The organism is Kosakonia sp. LAM2021, from assembly GCF_016620385.1.
GTDB lineage: Bacteria > Pseudomonadota > Gammaproteobacteria > Enterobacterales > Enterobacteriaceae > Kosakonia > Kosakonia sacchari.
This window is the reverse complement of record NZ_JAENHT010000002.1, coordinates 204,611-224,700: the sequence shown is the minus strand read 5'-3', so window position 1 is coordinate 224,700 and position 20,090 is coordinate 204,611. Positions and strand designations below refer to the sequence as shown.

General features: G+C 55.8%; 19 protein-coding genes. 10 read left to right on the top strand and 9 right to left on the bottom strand.

Annotated elements, in window-relative coordinates; translation table 11 throughout:
• Positions 1–109: 109 nt before the first annotated feature.
• The 4 genes from JKP81_RS07525 (at position 110) to ghrB (ending at position 4,147) form a co-directional block, all read left to right on the top strand.
• Positions 110–871, top strand: coding sequence for a sugar phosphate isomerase/epimerase (locus tag JKP81_RS07525; RefSeq protein ID WP_200551238.1), 762 nt, complete (start codon positions 110–112; stop codon positions 869–871).
• Complete coding sequence (locus JKP81_RS07520) at positions 864–1,805, top strand: sugar kinase (RefSeq protein WP_200551237.1); 942 nt, start codon at positions 864–866, stop codon at positions 1,803–1,805. Before JKP81_RS07525 ends, JKP81_RS07520 begins: the two co-directional genes overlap by 8 nt.
• An 81-nt stretch (positions 1,806–1,886) precedes the next feature.
• Positions 1,887–3,176 (top strand): MFS transporter, encoded by a 1,290-nt coding sequence (locus JKP81_RS07515; RefSeq protein ID WP_200551236.1) that lies wholly within the window; start codon positions 1,887–1,889, stop codon positions 3,174–3,176.
• Entirely contained in the window at positions 3,173–4,147 is a 975-nt protein-coding gene (gene ghrB, locus JKP81_RS07510) for a glyoxylate/hydroxypyruvate reductase GhrB (protein ID WP_200551235.1), read from the top strand. The genes JKP81_RS07515 and ghrB overlap by 4 nt, the downstream gene beginning before the upstream one ends.
• Before the next feature lie 57 nt (positions 4,148–4,204).
• On the opposite strand, the gene JKP81_RS07505 is transcribed toward ghrB, so the two are convergent.
• The gene (locus tag JKP81_RS07505) at positions 4,205–4,918 is read right to left on the bottom strand and encodes a DUF3053 domain-containing protein (RefSeq protein WP_200551234.1); all 714 of its coding nucleotides are present in this window, start codon (positions 4,916–4,918) and stop codon (positions 4,205–4,207) included.
• A gap of 390 nt (positions 4,919–5,308) precedes the next feature.
• On the opposite strand from JKP81_RS07505, the gene JKP81_RS07500 reads away from it, so the two are divergent.
• Complete coding sequence (locus tag JKP81_RS07500) at positions 5,309–5,602, top strand: HTH-type transcriptional regulator (protein ID WP_200551233.1); 294 nt, start codon at positions 5,309–5,311, stop codon at positions 5,600–5,602.
• Between the two features lie 45 nt (positions 5,603–5,647).
• On the opposite strand, the gene JKP81_RS07495 is transcribed toward JKP81_RS07500, so the two are convergent.
• Positions 5,648–7,267: an ABC-F family ATP-binding cassette domain-containing protein gene (locus JKP81_RS07495; RefSeq protein ID WP_200551232.1), complete on the bottom strand. Its 1,620-nt coding sequence runs from the start codon at positions 7,265–7,267 to the stop codon at positions 5,648–5,650.
• A gap of 413 nt (positions 7,268–7,680) precedes the next feature.
• Between JKP81_RS07495 and JKP81_RS07490 the strand changes: the two genes are divergently transcribed.
• From JKP81_RS07490 to JKP81_RS07480, 3 genes are read left to right on the top strand one after another with little or no spacing between them, the layout of a single operon-like run.
• Positions 7,681–8,052 carry a response regulator gene (locus tag JKP81_RS07490; protein WP_200551231.1) on the top strand — a complete coding sequence of 124 codons (372 nt, stop codon included), beginning with the start codon at positions 7,681–7,683 and terminating at the stop codon, positions 8,050–8,052.
• On the top strand, positions 8,049–8,690 hold the full coding sequence (locus JKP81_RS07485) for a chemotaxis protein CheC (protein ID WP_200551230.1): 642 nt from the start codon (positions 8,049–8,051) through the stop codon (positions 8,688–8,690). Before JKP81_RS07490 ends, JKP81_RS07485 begins: the two co-directional genes overlap by 4 nt.
• Before the next feature lie 2 nt (positions 8,691–8,692).
• The gene (locus tag JKP81_RS07480; RefSeq protein WP_200551229.1) at positions 8,693–9,664 is read left to right on the top strand and encodes a GGDEF domain-containing protein; all 972 of its coding nucleotides are present in this window, start codon (positions 8,693–8,695) and stop codon (positions 9,662–9,664) included.
• Between the two features lie 56 nt (positions 9,665–9,720).
• Here JKP81_RS07480 and glyS read toward each other — a convergent pair whose 3' ends face one another.
• From glyS to JKP81_RS07465, 3 genes are all read right to left on the bottom strand, one after another.
• Complete coding sequence (gene glyS / locus JKP81_RS07475) at positions 9,721–11,790, bottom strand: glycine--tRNA ligase subunit beta (RefSeq protein WP_200551228.1); 2,070 nt, start codon at positions 11,788–11,790, stop codon at positions 9,721–9,723.
• A 9-nt stretch (positions 11,791–11,799) separates the two neighbouring features.
• Positions 11,800–12,711: a glycine--tRNA ligase subunit alpha gene (gene glyQ, locus JKP81_RS07470; protein ID WP_017458223.1), complete on the bottom strand. Its 912-nt coding sequence runs from the start codon at positions 12,709–12,711 to the stop codon at positions 11,800–11,802.
• A gap of 136 nt (positions 12,712–12,847) precedes the next feature.
• Positions 12,848–13,147 (bottom strand): YsaB family lipoprotein, encoded by a 300-nt coding sequence (locus JKP81_RS07465; RefSeq protein ID WP_175273629.1) that lies wholly within the window; start codon positions 13,145–13,147, stop codon positions 12,848–12,850.
• Between the two features lie 172 nt (positions 13,148–13,319).
• On the opposite strand from JKP81_RS07465, the gene JKP81_RS07460 reads away from it, so the two are divergent.
• Positions 13,320–14,315, top strand: coding sequence for an acyltransferase (locus JKP81_RS07460; protein ID WP_200551227.1), 996 nt, complete (start codon positions 13,320–13,322; stop codon positions 14,313–14,315).
• Here the strand turns inward: JKP81_RS07460 and JKP81_RS07455 are convergent.
• The 4 genes from JKP81_RS07455 to xylA all read right to left on the bottom strand — a co-directional run bounded on the left by JKP81_RS07455 (position 14,308) and on the right by xylA (position 18,720).
• Complete coding sequence (locus JKP81_RS07455) at positions 14,308–15,228, bottom strand: GlxA family transcriptional regulator (RefSeq protein ID WP_200551226.1); 921 nt, start codon at positions 15,226–15,228, stop codon at positions 14,308–14,310. The two genes, JKP81_RS07460 and JKP81_RS07455, sit on opposite strands and share 8 nt — an antisense overlap.
• Positions 15,228–15,764 carry an isochorismatase family protein gene (locus JKP81_RS07450; RefSeq protein ID WP_200551225.1) on the bottom strand — a complete coding sequence of 179 codons (537 nt, stop codon included), beginning with the start codon at positions 15,762–15,764 and terminating at the stop codon, positions 15,228–15,230. The genes JKP81_RS07455 and JKP81_RS07450 overlap by 1 nt, the downstream gene beginning before the upstream one ends.
• 129 nt (positions 15,765–15,893) lie before the next feature.
• Complete coding sequence (gene xylB / locus JKP81_RS07445; RefSeq protein ID WP_200551224.1) at positions 15,894–17,348, bottom strand: xylulokinase; 1,455 nt, start codon at positions 17,346–17,348, stop codon at positions 15,894–15,896.
• Between the two features lie 49 nt (positions 17,349–17,397).
• Complete coding sequence (gene xylA, locus JKP81_RS07440) at positions 17,398–18,720, bottom strand: xylose isomerase (protein WP_200551223.1); 1,323 nt, start codon at positions 18,718–18,720, stop codon at positions 17,398–17,400.
• Positions 18,721–19,070: 350 nt separating this feature from the next.
• On the opposite strand from xylA, the gene xylF reads away from it, so the two are divergent.
• On the top strand, positions 19,071–20,063 hold the full coding sequence (gene xylF / locus JKP81_RS07435) for a D-xylose ABC transporter substrate-binding protein (RefSeq protein ID WP_200551222.1): 993 nt from the start codon (positions 19,071–19,073) through the stop codon (positions 20,061–20,063).
• The last annotated feature ends 27 nt before the right edge of the window (positions 20,064–20,090 follow it).

The following is a 20,090-nucleotide window of genomic DNA, read 5'->3' as shown; positions in this document are numbered from 1 at the left end:
ACCTTCGTGATGACGATCATACTTCCGGCACAGCGATCTTTTCTTTGGAACCGGTTCCATCTAGCGTTAAAGACATACGAAAGCGAGAAAGTCGCCCGGGAGTCGGACAATGCAGAGAAAAATTATCGTCGTCACCGCCGCTTACGGCCACACGCAAATCGAGGCGCTGGGCGGGCAAATTGCCCTGCTGCCGATTATCGCCGAAGCCGGAGCCGACGGCGTTGAGATCCGCCGCGAGCTGTTAAGCGAAGAGGCGTTAACCCATCTGGCCTCGCTGGCTTTCGCCATCGACCTGCACAATCTGCAAGTCTGTTATTCCGTACCGGAAGCGCTGTTCGAAGCGGATGGCGCACTGAACCCGCGCTTACCGGCCTTGCTGGCAGAAGCGCAGACGCTGAAAGCTCAGTGGCTGAAAGTTTCGCTCGGCCACTTTCGCCACAACGCTGCCCTGGAAACGCTGCGCGACTGGCTGGCGACGAGCCCGGTGCCGCTGGTGGTGGAAAACGACCAGACCGCCTGCGGCAAACTCGCGCCAATGCTGCGCTTTAAAGCCGCCTGTCACACGCTTGCCTTGCCGGTGAGCCTGACCTTCGACACCGGTAACTGGCTGTGGGTTGGCGAACATCCCGAAGAAGCCGCACGCCAGTTAGCGCCAGCGGTCAGTTATATCCATGTCAAAGCCGCCGTGACGCATGGCGACAGTTTCCGTGCCGTACCGCCGGACGCTGCCGATGCCCGTTGGCTGGCGCTGCTGAATAACTTACCTGCCGATGCGCCGCGCGGTATCGAGTTCCCGCTCGAGGGCGAGGATCTGACCGCCGTTACCCGTCATTACGTTAATTTGTTACGCGAGGAGTCCCACCATGCATAAGCCGCTGGATGTCATCACGATTGGCGAAGCGATGGCGATGTTTGTCGCTACCGAAACCGGCGATCTGGCCGATGCCGGGCAGTTTATCAAGCGGGCGGCTGGCGCGGAGCTGAATGTCGCCACCGGGCTGGCGCGCCTGGGTTTGCAGGTCAGTTGGGTAAGCCGCGTCGGCGATGATAGCTTCGGGCGCTTTATCCTCAATACGCTGCGTAAAGAAAACATCAGTACCGCTGGCGTGACGCTCGACGGGCGTTATGCCACCGGCTTTCAACTGAAATCTAAAGCCGAAAATGGAACCGATCCCATCGTGGAGTACTTCCGTAAAGGCTCGGCGGCCAGCCACCTCTCGACAGACGATTTTCACGCAGCGCTGTTTAACGAAGCCCGTCATTTACACCTCAGCGGCGTGGCGGCAGCGCTGTCCGTCTCTTCTTACGCCTTGCTCGAACATGCGGCGCGGAGCATGAAAGCGCAGGGCAAAACCATCTCGTTTGACCCTAACCTGCGACCGGTGCTGTGGAAAAGCGAAGCGGAGATGGTGGAAAAACTCAACCGCCTCGCCTTCCAGGCCGACTGGGTTCTGCCAGGGTTGAAAGAGGGCTTCATCCTGACAGGCGAAAACACGCCGGAAGGGATTGCCGATTTCTACCTGCAACGCGGCGTCAAAGCGGTGGTGATCAAAACCGGTGGCGATGGCGCATGGTTTAAAACCGCCAGCGGAGAACAGGGTGCCGTTGCGCCAGTAAAAGTGGAGAACGTCGTCGATACGGTCGGTGCTGGTGACGGTTTCGCCGTAGGAGTAATCAGCGCCCTGCTGGAAGGCAAAACCTTGCCCGAAGCGGTGCGCCGCGGTAACGCCATCGGCGCGCTGGCTATCCAGGTGCCGGGCGACAGCGAAGGATTGCCAACCCGTGCGGAGCTGGGCGCGCTGTAACGCACCCTGCCGCCAAAACATGATTCACCGCTCTGTACCCTACAAACAGGCGGTTACCACCTCAACCACAGAGGCAACCTTATGAACGCTACAAATTCAACAAAACGCTGGCTGTATATCATGCCAATCGTGTTCATTACCTACAGCCTGGCCTATCTCGATCGCGCCAACTTTAGCTTTGCTTCCGCTGCCGGGATTAACGACGATTTAGGTATCACCAAAGGCGTTTCCTCGCTGTTAGGCGCGCTGTTCTTTCTTGGCTACTTCTTTTTCCAGATCCCCGGTGCGGTGTACGCCGAACGCCGCAGCGTGCGCAAGCTGATCTTTATCTGCCTGATCCTGTGGGGCGGTTGCGCATCGTTAACCGGCATGGTGAGTAATATCCCGATGCTTGCCGCCATCCGCTTTATCCTCGGCGTGGTGGAAGCCGCCGTCATGCCCGCAATGCTTATCTATATCAGCAACTGGTTTACCAAATCCGAACGTTCACGCGCGAACACGTTCCTGATCCTCGGTAACCCGGTGACCGTGCTGTGGATGTCGGTGGTGTCCGGTTATTTGATCCAGTCCTTCGGCTGGCGCGAAATGTTCATTATCGAAGGTATTCCGGCGGTGATTTGGGCGTTCTGCTGGTGGGTGCTGGTAAAAGATAAACCGGCGCAGGTGAACTGGCTGTCGAGTGATGAAAAAACCGCGCTGCAAACCCAGCTTGATAAAGAACAGCAGGGCATTAAAGCGGTGCGTAATTACAGCGAAGCCTTCCGCTCACGCAATGTGGTGCTGCTGTGCCTGCAATATTTCGCCTGGAGTATTGGTGTCTATGGTTTTGTCCTGTGGCTGCCATCGATTATTCGCAGCGGTGGTGAAAACCTGGGCATGGTGGAAGTCGGCTGGCTCTCCGCTGTGCCGTATCTGGCGGCGACGCTGGCGATGCTCCTCGCCTCGTGGGCATCGGACAAGCTGCAAAACCGTAAACTGTTCGTCTGGCCGCTGCTGCTGATTGGCGCGTTTGCCTTTATCGGCTCGTGGGCGGTTGGGGCAAATCATTTCTGGGTTTCTTACTCATTACTGGTAGTTGCTGGCGCGGCGATGTACGCCCCTTATGGACCTTTCTTCGCCATTATTCCTGAAATGCTGCCGCGCAACGTCGCCGGTGGGGCGATGGCGCTCATCAACAGTATGGGCGCGCTGGGCTCTTTCTGCGGCTCCTGGGTGGTGGGTTATCTCAACGGCGCCACCGGCAGCCCGGCGGCCTCGTACATTTTCATGGGGGTGGCGCTTTTCGCCTCCGTGTGGCTTACTTTAATTGTTAAGCCTGCTAACAATAAGCAGATTCCGGCAGGCGCACCATCACAAGGGAGAACCGCATGAAGCCATCCATCATCCTGTACAAAGCCTTGCCCGATGATTTACTGCAACGTCTGGAAACGCATTTCACCGTGACCCGCGTGGCGAACCTGAAACCGGAAACGGTGGCGCAACACGCCGATGCCTTCGCCAGCGCGCAAGGGTTGCTGGGTTCCAGCGAAAAAGTGGACAGCGAACTGCTGGAAAAAATGCCGCAGCTACGCGCCACGTCGACTATCTCGGTAGGCTATGACAACTTTGATGTGGATGCGCTGAACGCGCGTAAAATCCTGCTGATGCACACTCCGACCGTGCTGACGGAAACGGTCGCCGATACCATCATGGCGCTGGTGCTGAGCAGCGCGCGCCGCGTGGTTGAAGTGGCCGAGCGGGTGAAAGTGGGCGAATGGACATCCGGCATTGGCGCTGACTGGTTTGGCATTGATGTACACCATAAAACGCTGGGCATTATCGGCATGGGGCGCATCGGGCTTGCGCTGGCACAGCGCGCGCACTTCGGTTTCGGCATGCCAATCCTTTACAACGCACGTCGCCACCACACCGAGGCGGAAGAGCGCTTTCAGGCTCGCTATTGTGATTTAGAGACGCTGCTGAAAGAGTCCGATTTCGTCTGCCTGGTGCTGCCGCTGACGGATGAGACGTATCACCTGATCGGCAAGGCGCAGTTTGAGATGATGAAAAAATCGGCCATCTTTATCAACGCCGGGCGCGGCCCGGTGGTTGATGAAGCGGCGCTGATCGATGCGCTGAAAAACGGCGAGATCCACGCCGCCGGGCTGGATGTCTTTGAGCAAGAGCCGCTGCCGGTTGATTCGCCGTTGCTGTCGCTGCCCAATGTAGTGGCGCTGCCGCACATCGGTTCTGCAACACATGAAACACGCTACAACATGGCGGAGTGCGCGGTAGATAACCTGATCGACGCGCTGAACGGCAAGGTTGAGAAAAACTGCGTCAACCCGCAAGTGGCGAGCTAACGCCAGGCGCAATAAAAAAGAGGCGAACATGTCGCCTCTTTTTTTGCCTGTGCTGGATTACTGCTGTGTGGCAGCAACGGTTGCCGTCCAGGCCTGATTGAACGCCTGATGCTGCGCCGCCAGCGGCGCAATCAGCGCGTTATACTGGCTGGCCTGTTGCGACGTCGGGAACTGAATACCGTTGGCAACAAAGCTCACCTGCGTCTCCTGTTGAGCAATAAAATCACCCACCTGAACCAGTTGCTGAGTGAATACCTGCGCCGCCGGGATCAGCGGTTGCAACGCATTTGCCGGATTAGTGACCACTTTGGTAAACACCTGGTCATAAACCGGTTTCAGATCGTCAGCCTGTTTTAACGCGGCATGCGACGCATCGGCCTGCATTTTTGCGTTTTGCAGTTGCTGGCTCAGCACGCCCAGCGAACCGTTGGCCTGGCGAAGCGGTTCACGCTGCGTCATATAATCCTGCGGCACGCGGATAGCATTAACGCTGTCCACCACCGGACGCAGACCGGAGTCCATCGCCTGGTTAACCTGCTGGGAATAGCCATAAATCACGGCATAATCAGAGACAAACGGGCCAAACTGTTTTTTCTGATCCGCCGTCAGCGCGGGCAGTCGTTCGCTGCTGCGCATGGCCGTATTTTGCAGGAAATCGATAAACGCCTTGCGCTGATCGCCTTCCTTGTCGAAACACCCACTCAGGCTAACTACCATTAATAACGCCGCAAGAGGCGCGAACCAGCGAGAGCAGGACTTTCCTGTCGCCATTTTGTTACTCCTTTCACCCATAAAAGCGCATACCGGCACACGCGTGCCTGAAGGCTTACAAGGATAGTCCAGGTCTGCTTCGCAAGATACCCCTTCAATGCATTCTTAAACGCGCGAAACCGACCTGGCATGAAATTTTCCGCGAATCGGTACAGATAATTCTTAATCGAAAATTCTGCTGAAGGTTTACAAAAATATACTGAATAAATACAGCTTGAGAGTAATCAAGCAATTAAGCGATCACACAGTGCGTAAACGTGTATTTCAACAGCATCAAAACGTTTCGACGCATAAATAATCACTGGCGCAACCACCACACCAGGAATTTTCACGACTATTCTTAATGAGCTGTATCACGATCCCGCTGTGTGATTTTACGAGGAGTGCTCGATGGAATATAAAGATCCAGAATTTGAGCTGCTAAGCAGCCTGGAACAAATTGTTTTTAAAAAAGACCTAACGCAGCCGGTAACCCTGAGCAAAAAGCCGAATTTCTTTAGTGACTTTGAACAATTGCGACGTGGAACCGGGCTTAAAATTGATGACTTCGCTCGTGCCATGGGAGTCTCAGTATCGATGGTTCATGAATGGGAATCACAACGAATAAAACCCACTGCCACCGAGATGAAACTGATGCGTCTGATTCATGCGAACCCAACGCTCAGTAAGCAGTTAATTGATTAAATAGTGATGGTAGAACCCCCGATAATCCGGGGGTTAATGTCCACCTTACTCCGCTTCGCAGTACCAGCCCTCTTCCCGCCATACCAGACTGTGCGTAAGCGTTAATCCCTGAAGAAATGACGCATCATGAGACACCACCAGCATCGCGCCAGGAAATGTCGCCAGCGCCGCTTCAATCGCCTGCGTTGATGCCAGATCGAGGTGGTTTGTTGGTTCATCCAGCAGCAGCAACTGCGTGGCATCGCGCCGCCACAGTACGCACGCCAGCGCCGCTTTTAACCGCTCGCCGCCGCTCAGCGCCGCCAGCGGTAGCCCCACTTTATCTGCCCCCAGTTGCAGTTGCGCCAGACGGGTGCGCAGCACGCCCTCCTCTATCTGCGTATCGCCAGCGTTGAGATGTGCCAGCACCGACAGCGAGAGATCGAGCTGCGATAAGTGCTGATCAAGGTACGCGCAGGTGACCGAGCGCTGACACAGACCGGCGCGGGGAGCCAGCTCGCCGAGGATCACTTTCAGTAGCGTCGATTTACCGCAACCATTCGGCCCACGCACCGCCACGCGCATTGGGCCATCCATACGCCAGTTAAGCGGAGCAAGCGCTACGTGCGGCAGCAGCAAATCCTCCATGACCAGCACCTGCTTACCGTCGGGAAGATGGCTGCCAGGCAGCGTAAACAGGACCGGCATCTCCTCTTCCACCCGCTCGCGCGCCTGGTTAACGGCGGTGTTAAGCGCCTCATTCTGGTCGCGGTGCTGCTTGCGCCAGCTATCGGGCCGCTCTTTCGCCGCGTTTTTGTATTTCACGCGCTCAAACGAGGCGATATTTAACGAATCGACGGTTCGCAGCGTCTGCGCCGAGCGCCGCTGGCTGGCATCATGCTCTTTCTGCATTCTGCTGCGGGTACGGCGACGCTCGTTGACGGCGTGTTCAAGCATTGCCCGCGCGGCTTGCTGCTCCGCATCACGCTGGCGCTGGTAGTCGTCATAATTACCGCCATAACTGCGCAACCCGGCGGGCGTGAGTTCAAGAATGCGCGGCATCAGCGCCAGCAGTTCGCGATCGTGAGTCGCCACCAACGCACCGCCGTTTCGCTGCGCCAGCTGTGCATAAAACCACTCGCGTCCCGGCCTGTCGAGGTGGTTGGTCGGTTCATCCAGCAGCAGATAATCCGCACTGGCGATAAACGCACTGCATAACAGTGCCTGCACGCGCTCGCCGCCGCTCAGCGTAATGGCAGGTCTATTCGGGTCGAAAGCGGGAAGTCTAGCGTCAGAAAAAGCCACTGCCAGGCGTTCCGGCAGATCCCAGTACCCTTCAAGTTTGTCGAGATCGTCGGGCTGGTATGCGCCCTGTTCGACGCGCTCGCGGGCCGCGAAAATGTCTGTGTAACCCAGCAGTTCCGCAAGCGTGGTATACGCAGAAACCGCGTGCTGCTGTGCAACATACGTATGCGTGCCGAAGCGTTCGATATGCCCGCCGGCAGGTGTGGCTAGCCCGGCAAGCAGACGGAGTAATTGCGTTTTGCCCACGCCATTGCGCCCCACCAGGCCGCACAGCGACGGTTCAAGGGAGAGGGTAAGCGGGCCAAAAAGCGTCTCGCCCGTCGCAAACTGACAGGTGAGCTGATGCAAAATAAAAGCGGGGATCTGGGCGCAATGAGTCATAAGCACTCCTGAATGAAATCAATACATCCCCTGCTGACGCCTGCGCGTTTAGCAAGGATCCGAGTTCATCAGTCGTGTTTGTTCATTTTCAGAAAGCGCTCCGGTGAGACGAGAGGTTCGTCGGCGCAAAGAATAGTCGCATCATCTCCCCTCTTCAAGATTAAATTTTCACCATCTCGTCATAAAGAGGCTAATCATTTGCATGTTTTTGCCGATGAATAGGGTGACTTAACTAAAAGTAGCAGGCCGTGCGTGTAAACCGGGAAGAGAATTTCACAAAGGAAACAACGAAACAGCGCGTTATGTGAAAACACAACGATGTTGAGACGTTAAGCCGCATTCATCAGGGAAGAGAGCCACCCCGGGCGCTTTGCATTGTCCTTTTCAGGCAATGAATAACCAGACGAGAATGAATGATGTCGAAATATATCTTGATTGTCGATGACAGCCGCCTGTCACGCATGATTTCACGCCAGTATGTGCTCAGCCTGCACAAGGACTGGAAAATCGACGAAGCCGGAACGGGCGAAGAGGCGATCGAACTGGCATCGGCGCACACACCTTATGCGATTTTGCTGGATGTAAACATGCCGGGTATTGGCGGCATGGAAACCGCTTCGCGCATCCGCCAGACGCACCCTGGCACGCATATCATTCTGCTCACCGCCAACGTTCAGAACTCCATCCAAACCGCTGCGCAAACGCTCGGTCTTGGCTTTCTGCCAAAACCGCTGAAAGAGCCGCAACTCCACGCGTTGTTGAACAGCCTGGAGGCACATCCATGAGTGAATTGCCGGATATCAGCGAAATTGAAACCGACAGCTTGATGGAGATTTTCAACATCGGTGTCGGCCAGGCCGCCGCCGCGATGAGTAATATTGTCAATGAAGAAGTGCGGATGTCGGTGCCGACGATCCGCTTTACGCCGCGCTCTGAAGCTGCTGATGAGCTGGGAGCGGGCATGTCGTTATTCGGCATTAGCCAGCACTATCAGGGCGCGTATGCCACCGAAGCGATTTTGATGTTTCCTGAAGCCGCCAGCTTTGAAATTGTGCGCATGATGGTGGGTGACCTGATCCCCGCGCATGAGTTGGGCGAGATGGAACGCGAAGCGATGAGCGAAATTGGCAATATTGTGCTCAACGCCTGTGTCGGGACGCTGGCCAATATGTTCCAGAAAGAGCTGCAAGGTTCGCTGCCCGTCGTTCGCGTGGGCAGCAGCAAGCAGATCCTCAACCCGAATAAAGATGACAACGACCCGCTGGTGATGATGCTGCGCATCGATTTTGCGCTTGAGCGCCAGCAGATTCAGGGATATCTCGCCTTTATCCTTGATATGTCCGCGCTGCGTGATTTACGCGAGCAGATCCGGCTTTATATCAGCCGGGTAGAAACCGGCAGTGTTCCAGACGGAATGCATTGAAAATGAAAGATAAGTTGTTGTTTGATGCCTTTTCATCCTTAAGCCTCGGTGTGATCATTGTTGATGCACGCTACCGTATCGCCCTGTGGAACGCGTGGTTAGAAACGCACACCGGGCGTGCGGCCTGCGATACGGTTGGCGAGGATTTTTTTAGCGTATTCCCCGACCTGGCGTATCACCGTGTCGGCGATGCGATTCGTCAGGCTATTGGCCACAATTTATCTGCCCTGCTTTCGCAATCTTTGCACCGTTCGCCCTTCCCGCTCTACGCCGAACCTTCACGCCCTGGCGCGCGCCTGAGCCAGGCGGTCACCATTGTGCCGTTAGGCGATGCGGAACGTTATTGCCTGATTCAGATAGTCGATGTTACCGCCGCCGTGCGCCGCGAATCCCTACTGCGTGACCAGGCGCATGAGCTGCTGTCACAATCGCTGTCAGATGGGCTGACCGGTGTGGGTAACCGCCGTTATTTCGACCTTTGCATTGAGCGTGAATGGCGCGCCAGCAAGCGCAATAACAAGCCGCTGTCACTGCTGTTGATTGATGTGGATTACTTCAAGCTTTATAACGACTGCAATGGTCACCAGCGCGGCGATGAGTGCTTGCAGCAAATCGCCACCGCGATGCGCGGCGCGCTGAAAAACCCTGCCGATGTCCTGTTCCGTTACGGCGGCGAGGAGTTTTGCGCCCTGTTACCGGAAACCCGCTGTGCCGATGCCGTTGAGCTCGCCGAGACACTCCGCACCAGCGTACAACTGCTGGATTTGCCCCACGCCAGTTCCCCTGGCGGTATCGTCAGCGTCAGTATTGGCGTCGCCAGTCTTTGCCAGAAAAACCACACTGAGTACGGGCAGCTTATCCAGAGCGCTGATAATGCGTTGTATGAAGCCAAGCGCGCAGGCCGTAACAACGTTCGCGTCAACGCCACATTTACGCCTTTCGTCCCTTATCCCGGCGAGCAAAACACGCCGTAGCCCTGACGCCAGACATAAAAAAACCCGCCGCAGCGGGTTTTTTGTTGCCATGACGATTACTGCAGCAGAGAGATATCCGCCACCTGCAGGAACAGTTCACGCAGTTTAGACAGCAATGTCAGACGGTTGATACGCACGTCTTTGTCGTCGGCATTCACCATCACGTTCTCAAAGAACTCATCCACCGGCTCGCGCAGCTGCGCCAGTTCGATTAATGCGTCCTGGTAACGGCCTTCGGCAAAGTACGGCTGCAGTTTATCGCGCAGCACCACCAGGTTGCCCGCCAGCTTGATTTCCGCCGCTTCTTTCAGCACCGAGGCGTGAACGATATCGTTCAGTGTCTCGTCGGATTTCGCCAGGATATTGGAAACGCGCTTGTTCGCTGCCGCCAACGCCGCCGCTTCGTCGAGCGTACGGAAGTGCGAAACCGCCTTCATACGCGCATCGAAATCTGCCGGTTTGGTCGGACGACGCGCCAGCACCGCCTGGATGGTATCCACGCTGTAACCTTCGTCCTGATACCAGGCACGGAAACGACCCAGCATAAAGTCGATCACATCATCGACCACTTTCGCGTTGGTCAGCTTGTCGCCGTACAGACGCACCGCTTCTTCGGTCAGGGTTTGCAGATCCAGCGCCAGGTTCTTCTCAACGATAATACGCAGCACGCCCAGCGCAGCGCGGCGCAGTGCGAACGGGTCTTTATCGCCTTTTGGATGCTGGCCGATACCGAAGATGCCCGCGAGGGTGTCCATCTTATCGGCAATCGCCAGTGCGCAGGCAATCGGGTTCGACGGCAGTTCATCACCGGCAAAACGCGGCTGATACTGCTCGTTCAGCGCCACCGCAACGTCTTCTGCTTCGCCGTCGTGACGCGCATAGTGCATGCCCATCACGCCCTGGGTGTCGGTGAATTCGAACACCATGTTGGTCATCAGGTCGCATTTGGAGAGCAGGCCCGCGCGCGTGGCGTGATTTACATCCGCGCCAATCTGCCCGGCAATCCAGCCCGCCAGCGCCTGAATACGATCGGTCTTGTCGCGCAGCGTACCCAGCTGTTGCTGGAACAGCACGGTTTGCAGACGCGGCAGATGATCTTCGAGGCGTTTTTTGCGGTCGGTATTGAAGAAGAACTCGGCATCCGCCAGACGCGGGCGCACTACTTTTTCGTTACCGGAGATAATCTGCTGCGGATCTTTCGATTCGATGTTAGCGACGAAGATAAAGTTCGGCAGCAGTTTGCCGTCGTTGCCATACACCGGGAAGTACTTCTGGTCACCCTTCATGGTGTAAACCAGCGCTTCCGCCGGAACGGCGAGGAATTTTTCTTCGAACTTCGCGGTCAGCACTACCGGCCATTCCACCAGCGACGTCACTTCTTCCAGCAGGCTGTCGCTCAGATCGGCATTGCCGCCAATCTTGCGCGCCGCTTCTTCAGCATCCGCTTTGATTTTCGCTTTACGCGCGTCGTAATCGGCAATCACTTTGCCGCGTTCCAGCAGGATTTGTGGGTACTGATCGGCGTTGTCGATGGTGAACTCCGGCTCGCCCATAAAGCGGTGGCCGCGGATCACGCGATCGGACGCAATACCCAGAATGGTTGCCGGAATCACGGTGTCGCCCAGCAGCAGCGTGACGGTGTGAACCGGACGGACAAAAGTCACGTCCGACGCGCCCCAGCGCATCAGTTTCGGGATCGGCAGCTTGCCAAGCGAGTTAGCAATCATGTTCGGCAGCAGCGTTTCCACGCTTTCGCCTTTGACATGCGCACGATAGAGCAGCCATTCACCTTTGTCGGTGGTCAGACGCTCGGCCTGATCGACGGTGATACCGCAACCACGCGCCCAGCCTTCAGCCGCTTTGCTCGGTTTGCCTTCAGCGTCAAACGCCTGGGCAATCGCCGGGCCGCGTTTTTCAACTTCGCGATCCGGCTGGGAAGCAGCGAGTTTCGCGACTTTTACCGCCAGACGGCGCGGCGCAGCAAACCACTGCACGTCGCCATGGGTGACACCCGCCGCATCCAGCTCAGCGGTAACGTTGGCAGCGAAGGACTCGGCCAGGCTGCGCAGGGCTTTTGGTGGCAGCTCTTCGGTGCCGATTTCCACCAGGAAAGTTTTCTCAGACATGGCCGCCTCTTATTTATTTCTGTTACACATCGGGAAGCCAAGGGCTTCACGGGAAGCGTAATACGCTTCAGCCACTGCTTTGGTCAGCGTGCGGATGCGCAGAATATAGCGCTGACGTTCCGTCACGGAGATGGCTTTACGCGCATCCAGCAGGTTGAAGCTATGGGCGGCCTTCAGAATGCGCTCGTAGGCAGGCAGCGGCAGCGGGTTTTCCAGCGCCAGCAGCTGCTGAGCTTCTTTTTCATACTGCTCGAAGCAGCTGAACAGGAAGTCGACATCCGCGTATTCGAAGTTGTAGGTGGATTGCTCCACTTCGTTCTGATGGAACACGTCGCCGTAAGTGGTTTTACCCAGCGGGCCATCGCTCCAGACCAGGTCGTAAACGCTGTCCACGCCCTGAATGTACATCGCCAGACGTTCCAGACCGTAGGTGATTTCACCGGTAACCGGTTTACACTCCAGACCGCCAACTTGCTGGAAGTAGGTAAACTGCGTCACTTCCATGCCGTTCAGCCACACTTCCCAGCCCAGACCCCAGGCACCCAGCGTCGGGTTTTCCCAGTTGTCTTCCACGAAACGAATATCGTGAATGGTCGGATCCATACCCAGCTCTTTCAGTGACCCGAGGTACAGCTCCTGAATGTTATCCGGAGACGGCTTAATCACCACCTGGAACTGATAATAGTGCTGTAAACGGTTCGGGTTTTCGCCATAGCGTCCATCGGTCGGACGACGGGAAGGTTGCACATACGCGGTTGCCATCGGTTCTGGCCCCAGCGCGCGCAGGCTGGTCATCGGGTGCGATGTACCGGCGCCCACTTCCATGTCCAGAGGTTGAACAATGGTACAGCCCTGACGAGCCCAATAATCCTGTAAGGTCAGGATCAGACCCTGAAAGGTCCTGGTATCAAACTTTTGCATATTCTTTCGTGCTGGATACGTGTGGATTTAAAGGAAGCGCCCAGTATACCCGCTGGCTGCAAGATATACAGTACGAAACGGGTTTGTTTAAGGAAAATTGGGGAAAGCACGCGCCACCGGGCGGAAATCTGGCGGTTTAGCGCATCGAAAGGTGTAAAAATTGGCCTTCCGCGTCAAAAGTGCAGACAAAGGCTTCCCGGCGCGGCGTCATGCCTCGCATTTCATAGCTGCCCTGAAATTGCTCAAAGCCGGTGACATCAATTTGCTGTACGCCGGTGTTGTAACGGCGTGCGGCGTTTTGTCTGCATAAATTTTCCATATCCAGCGAATGTTCGGGGCCGGGTCTGGCTTTTTGCGCTTGCTGCGCGGGAATATCTGCAGAGGCGCTGCAGCCTGCTAATAGCAGCACCAGCGCGGGGGCAATACACTTCATCATTTTTATCACTGCCTGCTCGCGGGCTGTTATTTTTAAAGGCGGGGGACGCAAATTTTGCAAATCTGCGCAAAACGCACAAGCAAGAGCGGTAAAACTCAGAATTATCTAATGAGACAGGTAGATAATCTTACAGTCTGAGGGAGTTGTCTTTAACGTGAACACAGAGGAACTGATGCAGTCGAAAATTTACTGGATAGATAATCTGCGAGGGATAGCCTGTTTAATGGTAGTGATGATCCACACCACTACCTGGTACATCACCAATCCTGCCAGTATTACCACTTTCGACTGGAATATCGCCAATATCCTCAACTCCGCTTCCCGCGTGAGCGTGCCGCTGTTTTTTATGATTTCCGGCTACCTCTTTTTTGGCGAACGCAGCGCACAGCCGCGCCACTTCTTGCGCATCGCGCTTTGTCTGGTGTTCTACAGCCTTATCGCCCTGCTCTATATCGTGCTGTTCACCTCGATTAACAGCGAGCTGTCGTTGAAAAATCTGCTGCAAAAGCCGGTGTTCTATCACCTGTGGTTTTTCTTCGCCATTATCGTCATTTACCTGGTGTCACCGTTGATTCAGGTGAAAGCGCTCAGCAGCAAAATGTTGCTGGCATTAGTGGTGGTGATTGGCATTGTGGCCAACCCGAATACAGTGCCGCAGAAAATCGGCGGTTTTGAGTGGCTGCCGGTCAATCTTTATATTGGCGGGGATACGTTTTACTACATTCTGTACGGTATGCTGGGGCGCGCTATCGGCATGATGGAGACGCAAAAACGGGCATTAAGCTGGGCCTGCGCCGCCCTGTTTTTAGCCGCGGTATTGGTGATTTCACGCGGTACGCTCAATGAGCTGAAATGGCGCGGCAATTTCGCCGATACCTGGTATCTCTACTGCGGACCGATGGTCTTTCTGTGTGCCATTGCGCTGTTTACGCTCATCAAAAACACGCTGAATAGCCGCACGCTGCCGGGGCTGACACTCATTTCTCACCACTCGCTGGGTATTTACGGTTTCCACGCGCTGATTATTCACGCCCTGCGCACGCGCGGCGTTGAAATCCACGCGTCACCGCTGCTCGATATCGTGTGGATTTTCACCGCCACGCTGCTGGCAAGCCTGGCGCTGTCGATGCTGGTACAACGCCTCGACAAACGCCGTTTCGTCAGTTAATCGTACGCTGGCGCGCCCGCTGTAGCTGGCGCGGTGAGGAGAACCCGGCGGCAAGCGCAGCCTGCTCGGTGCCGCGCCCTTGCAGCAGATACTGTTCGGCAATCACCAGCCGCAACTGCTCCAGATAATCACGCACGCTGATCCCGAGATGTTGCTGGAACAGACGCGTTAAATGTCGAGGGCTGACGTGCGCCCGCTCGGCAATGTCGCTCAGTTGCCAGGCTTTTTGCGGCTCCGCCGTCAACGCATCTTGTGCGCGATGCACCGCCGGATGCAGGTGGTTACGGTAGCGCAGCCACGGTGAAATTTGCGGATCTTCCCCGGAACGGCGGAACCAGACCACCATCTCCCGCGCGACCGCCAGCGCCGTCTCTGGCCCGCAAAAGCGGTTAATCAGATGCAGCGCCAGATCGATACCGGAGGTGATGCCCGCACTGGTCCAGATGCTGCGATCCTCAATGAAAATACGGTTCTCTTTTACCAGCGCCGCAGGTGCCACCGCGCGTAAACGCGCAATAACATCATGGTGAGTGGTGCACTGAATGCCGTTCATCAGACCCGCTTTCGCCGCCAGCACCGCACCGGAACAGACACACATCAACGTAATACTCTGGCTGTGGATCAGCGGTTGCAAGCGCATCAGCCAGTGCCGTACCGCGTTCGCCTGTGGTGTGTCGAATAACCGTGAGGAATCTGACACACCAGGCAGCACCAGCAGGCTGCCTTCCGGCAAGGTGTCCGGTAACGGTGCAATGTTGCCCATCGTCAGGCCAATCGAGGTCGACACATTGGCTTCCGGCCCAACGTAATGCAGGCGAAAGGCGTTGCCTGCCAGCGCGAAGGTTTCCGCCGGGCCGGTCATATCCAGCGCCAGAACGCCGGGCAACATCACAAACCAGACATCTGTGGTCATTACAGTTCCAGGATTTCGTGGACGGTTTTAATGGCAGCGAAGCGGCCTTCCAGCACGGTTTCAGTGCGGTGGCGCAGCGCGCTGCAATCCAGCGTAACCCCTTTATGCGTCATCGGGAAGGTCAGTGTCGCTTCGCTGACAAAGGTCACACGATACCCCAGATCCGATGCGACGCGCGCGGTGGTTTCACAGCACTGCTCGGTGCGAATACCGCAAATAATCAGATGGTTGATGTCGCGGCTGCGCAGCCAGTGATCGAGCCCGGTATCGGTAAACGCATTGTGCACATGCTTATAAAACGTTACGGCGGCGCGGTGTTGCAGGAAGGGCATCGGCGCGACAAAACCGCTCTCCAGCGAAAACGGCCCGCTGTCGGCGACATGAAAGATATCGACTACCGGTACGCCACGTGCTTCACAGCCAGCGATAAGCGTGGAGATGGCCTGCTGAAACGCGGCGAAATCCGTATCTTGCCAGTAGTCACGATGGAAAAAAGATTGCTGTGTGTCGATGTTAATCAGCGCGGTGCGGGACATTTCAGGACTCCTTGCTCAGTAGGGTTAACGCTATTGTGGCAAGGAGTTTTGCGCCTGCTAAGACCAAAAAAGGACAACATCAGGGTGATTCCAGCCCACCTGAACAGCGGGCCGGATAAGCAGGAAAAATCAGGACATCAACGGCAGTAGCTGCTGATAGATACGGCGGAACGTTTCGCGGCATGGCGCATAATGAGCATGTCGGGCAGCATCCGGCGCATGCTGTTGCTCAACCGGCAGTTGCGGCAACAGTGTCGCCAGAGGCGTTTGCGGATTGACGGCAATTTGCGCCAGCCGCGCCGCGCCAAGCGCTGGCCCAACATCGCCGCCGGTGCGGTAATCGAGCTGCAATCCGCTGATATCCGCCAGCATTTGTCGCCACCATGCGCTACGCGCACCACCACCGATAAGCGTAATGCTCTGCGGCGTGACGCCACAGGCGTGGACGACATCCATACCATCCGCCAGCGCGAAACCGACACCTTCCAGCACGGCGCGGGCAAGTTCTTCGCGGCCATGCTGATGCGTCAGACCAAAGAACACGCCTTTCGCCTGCGGGTTGTTATGCGGTGTACGCTCGCCGGAAAGGTAGGGTAAAAACCACAGATCCCCGGCGTTATCGTCCGCCTGCTGCGCGGCGTTAATCAATGCAGGAACTGACTCCAGCCCCGTAAGCTTCGCCGCCCAGTCCAGACACGACGCTGCGCTAAGCATCACCGACATCAAATGCCAGCGGCCAGGCAGCGCGTGACAAAAACTGTGTACCGCGCTTTCGGGTTTACTGAGGAACCCTTCGCTGACGGCAAAATAGACCCCGGATGTGCCCAGCGACAGCATCGCCTGGCCTGCGTCTACCATACCGACGCCGACTGCACCGGCGGCGTTATCTCCGCCGCCCGCGACAACCGGAACGACGGGCATCGCCCAGCGCCGGGCGATCTCGGGCAGCAATTCACCGGTGATTTCGCTGCCTTCAAACAGCGCAGGCATATGCGCACGTGAAAGCGAGCAGGCAGCCAGCATGTCATCACTCCAGTCGCGTTTCGCCACATCCAGCCACATGGTTCCCGCCGCGTCGGACATGTCGCTGGCGAATACGCCAGACATTTTCAGGCGCAGAAAATCTTTAGGCAGCAAGACCTTCGCCACACGAGCAAATATTTCTGGCTCATGACGCTGCACCCACAGCAGTTTCGGCGCGGTAAAACCGGGCATCATCAGGTTGCCGGTAATCGCACGGGAATTTTTGACCTTCTCTTCCAGCAGCGCGCACTCTTCGCCACAGCGACCGTCATTCCACAGAATGGCCGGACGCAACACCTGGTTATCCTTATCAAGCAGCGTCGCGCCGTGCATCTGCCCGGCGAGGCCCATCGCTTTCACCTGCTGTAACGAGTGCGCCTCGCCCAATGCCAGAATGGCCCGGTCCGTCGCCTGCCACCACGCTTCGGGATCTTGCTCCGACCACAGCGGGTGCGGTCGCGACACGCTGAGTTTTTCCGTATGCGAGGCCAACACCTCGCCCTGCTCACCGAGCAGAATCACCTTCACGCCAGAGGTGCCAAGATCGATCCCGATATACATAGTGACCACTCCTTTTTAGTGCGCCGCGTTATCGGCGGCGCAGAACGGTTTACTTATCAAACAGGTAGTAGTTAACCAGGTTTTCCAGTTGCTCCTGGTGACCGCTCTGGTGGCGCGGCGCGATGTTCTGCTGTTCAGCGTACTTCGCCAGCTCTGCGAGGCTAAGCTGCCCCTGCAAAATTTGCTGGCCCAGCTCACCATTCCAGCCCGCATATCGTTTCGCCACGCGTTTATCCAGCTCGCCCTCTTCCACCATGCGAGCCGCCACTTTCAGCGCCAGCGCCATAGTGTCCATCGCACCAATATGACCATAGAAGAGATCGTATTTATCAGTGCTTTGACGGCGCACTTTGGCGTCAAAGTTCAGGCCGCCAGTGGTGAAACCGCCCGCTTTGAGGATTTCATACATCACCAGCGCGTTCTCTTCGACGCTGTTCGGGAACTGGTCGGTATCCCAGCCGAGCTGCGGGTCGCCGCGGTTCGCATCCACCGAACCAAACAGCCCCAGCGCGATGGCCGTGGCGATTTCATGATGGAAAGAGTGACCAGCAAGTGTTGCGTGGTTGGCTTCGATGTTCAGTTTAATCTCTTTCTCCAGACCAAACTGTTTCAGGAAGCCATAAACGGTGGCGGCGTCATAATCGTACTGGTGCTTGGTCGGTTCCTGCGGTTTCGGTTCGATAAGCAACGTGCCGCGAAAACCGATTTTGTGTTTGTGCTCAACCACCATATTCATGAAGCGGCCAATCTGTTCACGCTCCTGGCGCAGATCGGTATTGAGCAGGGTTTCATAGCCCTCGCGACCGCCCCACAGCACATAGTTTTCACCACCAAGTTTGTGAGTGGCGTTCATGGCGGTCACCACCTGCGTCGCCGCCCAGCTGAACACTTCCGGGTCCGGGTTGGTCGCCGCGCCCGCACCATAGCGCGGGTTGGTAAAGCAGTTCGCCGTGCCCCATAACAGCTTCACGCCGCTCTGCTGTTGTTTTTCCGCCAGCACATCCACCATCTGCGCAAAATTGTTCAGATACTCTTTCAGCGACGCACCTTCTGGCGAAACGTCCACATCGTGGAAGCAGTAATAGGGCACATTGAGTTTATGAAAAAACTCAAACGCGACATCGGCTTTACGCTTCGCCATCGCGATGGCTTCGCCAGGCTGTTGCCATGGGCGATCGAAGGAGCCCACACCAAACATATCTGCGCCGTTCCAGCAGAAGGTGTGCCAGTAGCAGGCAGCAAAACGCAGGTGATCTTCCATGCGCTTACCGAGCACTAGCTCATCCGGATTGTAATGACGAAACGCTAAAGGATTCGTGGTTTTTGGACCTTCAAAACGAACCCGATACAGCTGGTCGAAATAAGCTTGCATAATGAGCTCCATTGGCGAGTGTACAAATCTGACGTTAATACTGGATTCTCTCTCTGACTCGCTCAATTACGTTATTTCACACTGCTATTAAGAGAATGCACAAACGTGCGCTGGCTCGCAAAATAATGCTATCTGCCGCTGCGAGGTGCATTCCTCTTTTTTATGCAAAATCGGTTTTGCTTTTTTTAAAATAAGATCGCGGTCATAAATCAGCAAATAAACCAAAAAACGTAACGCCCGGATAAAAATCTGTAATTGCCAGCGAGGAATTCTGCGTTAAGAATTTGCTCGTCTATAGCAGTGCATGTTTCTTTTATCTCGCCCTTCACCCTACAAAAGGTATTACTATTATGAAGATAAAGAACCTTTGCCTTACACTCTGCGCCTCCCTGCTGCTGGTAAGCGCTTTCGGCCATGCCAAAGAGGTGAAAATCGGCATGGCGATTGACGATTTGCGCCTTGAACGTTGGCAAAAAGACCGCGATATTTTTGTGAAAAAAGCCGAGTCGCTCGGCGCTAACGTGTTTGTTCAATCCGCAAACGGGAATGAAGAAACGCAGATGTCGCAAATTGAAAATATGATAAACCGTGGTGTCGATGTGCTGGTTATTATTCCTTACAACGGCCAGGTATTAAGTAACGTAATAAAAGAAGCCAAACAGGAAGGAATTAAAGTCTTGGCTTATGACCGCATGATTAATAATGCCGACATCGATTTCTATATCTCTTTCGATAATGAAAAAGTCGGGGAATTACAGGCGCAAAGCCTGGTAAGCAAAGTCCCGCAGGGAAATTACTTTTTAATGGGCGGATCGCCGGTTGATAATAACGCCAAGTTATTCCGCGCCGGGCAAATGAAGGTATTAAAACCCTATATTGATAGCGGGAAAATTAAAATTGTCGGCGATCAATGGGTCGATGGCTGGTTACCGGAAAACGCGCTGAAGATTATGGAAAACGCCCTCACCGCCAACAATAACAAAATTGATGCGGTGGTAGCTTCCAACGATGCGACCGCTGGCGGCGCAATTCAGGCGCTGAGCGCCCAGGGACTGGCCGGAAAAGTGGCGATTTCGGGACAGGATGCCGACCTCGCAGGCGTGAAACGGTTGATTAACGGCAGCCAGACCATGACGGTCTATAAGCCAATCACCCAACTGGCGAATACGGCTGCGGAAATCGCCGTCGAGCTAGGCAACGGCAAAACGCCAAAAGCGGACGCTTCACTGAATAATGGCCTGAAAGATGTCCCTGCCCGCCTGTTGACACCAATTGAAGTCACCAAAGACAACATCGACGCTACTGTCATCAAAGACGGCTTCCATCAGAAAAACCAGCTCTAAAACCGTCGGCGCGCCTACGGGCGCGTC

Bases quoted from the DNA above. Each gene is read 5' to 3' on its own strand.
- JKP81_RS07525 (WP_200551238.1), top strand. From the start codon at position 110: ATGCAGAGAAAAATTATCGTCGTCACCGCCGCTTACGGCCACACGCAA.
- JKP81_RS07520 (WP_200551237.1), top strand. From the start codon at position 864: ATGCATAAGCCGCTGGATGTCATCACGATTGGCGAAGCGATGGCGATG.
- JKP81_RS07515 (WP_200551236.1), top strand. From the start codon at position 1,887: ATGAACGCTACAAATTCAACAAAACGCTGGCTGTATATCATGCCAATC.
- ghrB (WP_200551235.1), top strand. From the start codon at position 3,173: ATGAAGCCATCCATCATCCTGTACAAAGCCTTGCCCGATGATTTACTG.
- JKP81_RS07505 (WP_200551234.1), bottom strand. From the start codon at position 4,918: ATGGCGACAGGAAAGTCCTGCTCTCGCTGGTTCGCGCCTCTTGCGGCG.
- JKP81_RS07500 (WP_200551233.1), top strand. From the start codon at position 5,309: ATGGAATATAAAGATCCAGAATTTGAGCTGCTAAGCAGCCTGGAACAA.
- JKP81_RS07495 (WP_200551232.1), bottom strand. From the start codon at position 7,267: ATGACTCATTGCGCCCAGATCCCCGCTTTTATTTTGCATCAGCTCACC.
- JKP81_RS07490 (WP_200551231.1), top strand. From the start codon at position 7,681: ATGATGTCGAAATATATCTTGATTGTCGATGACAGCCGCCTGTCACGC.
- JKP81_RS07485 (WP_200551230.1), top strand. From the start codon at position 8,049: ATGAGTGAATTGCCGGATATCAGCGAAATTGAAACCGACAGCTTGATG.
- JKP81_RS07480 (WP_200551229.1), top strand. From the start codon at position 8,693: ATGAAAGATAAGTTGTTGTTTGATGCCTTTTCATCCTTAAGCCTCGGT.
- glyS (WP_200551228.1), bottom strand. From the start codon at position 11,790: ATGTCTGAGAAAACTTTCCTGGTGGAAATCGGCACCGAAGAGCTGCCA.
- glyQ (WP_017458223.1), bottom strand. From the start codon at position 12,711: ATGCAAAAGTTTGATACCAGGACCTTTCAGGGTCTGATCCTGACCTTA.
- JKP81_RS07465 (WP_175273629.1), bottom strand. From the start codon at position 13,147: ATGATGAAGTGTATTGCCCCCGCGCTGGTGCTGCTATTAGCAGGCTGC.
- JKP81_RS07460 (WP_200551227.1), top strand. From the start codon at position 13,320: ATGCAGTCGAAAATTTACTGGATAGATAATCTGCGAGGGATAGCCTGT.
- JKP81_RS07455 (WP_200551226.1), bottom strand. From the start codon at position 15,228: ATGACCACAGATGTCTGGTTTGTGATGTTGCCCGGCGTTCTGGCGCTG.
- JKP81_RS07450 (WP_200551225.1), bottom strand. From the start codon at position 15,764: ATGTCCCGCACCGCGCTGATTAACATCGACACACAGCAATCTTTTTTC.
- xylB (WP_200551224.1), bottom strand. From the start codon at position 17,348: ATGTATATCGGGATCGATCTTGGCACCTCTGGCGTGAAGGTGATTCTG.
- xylA (WP_200551223.1), bottom strand. From the start codon at position 18,720: ATGCAAGCTTATTTCGACCAGCTGTATCGGGTTCGTTTTGAAGGTCCA.
- xylF (WP_200551222.1), top strand. From the start codon at position 19,071: ATGAAGATAAAGAACCTTTGCCTTACACTCTGCGCCTCCCTGCTGCTG.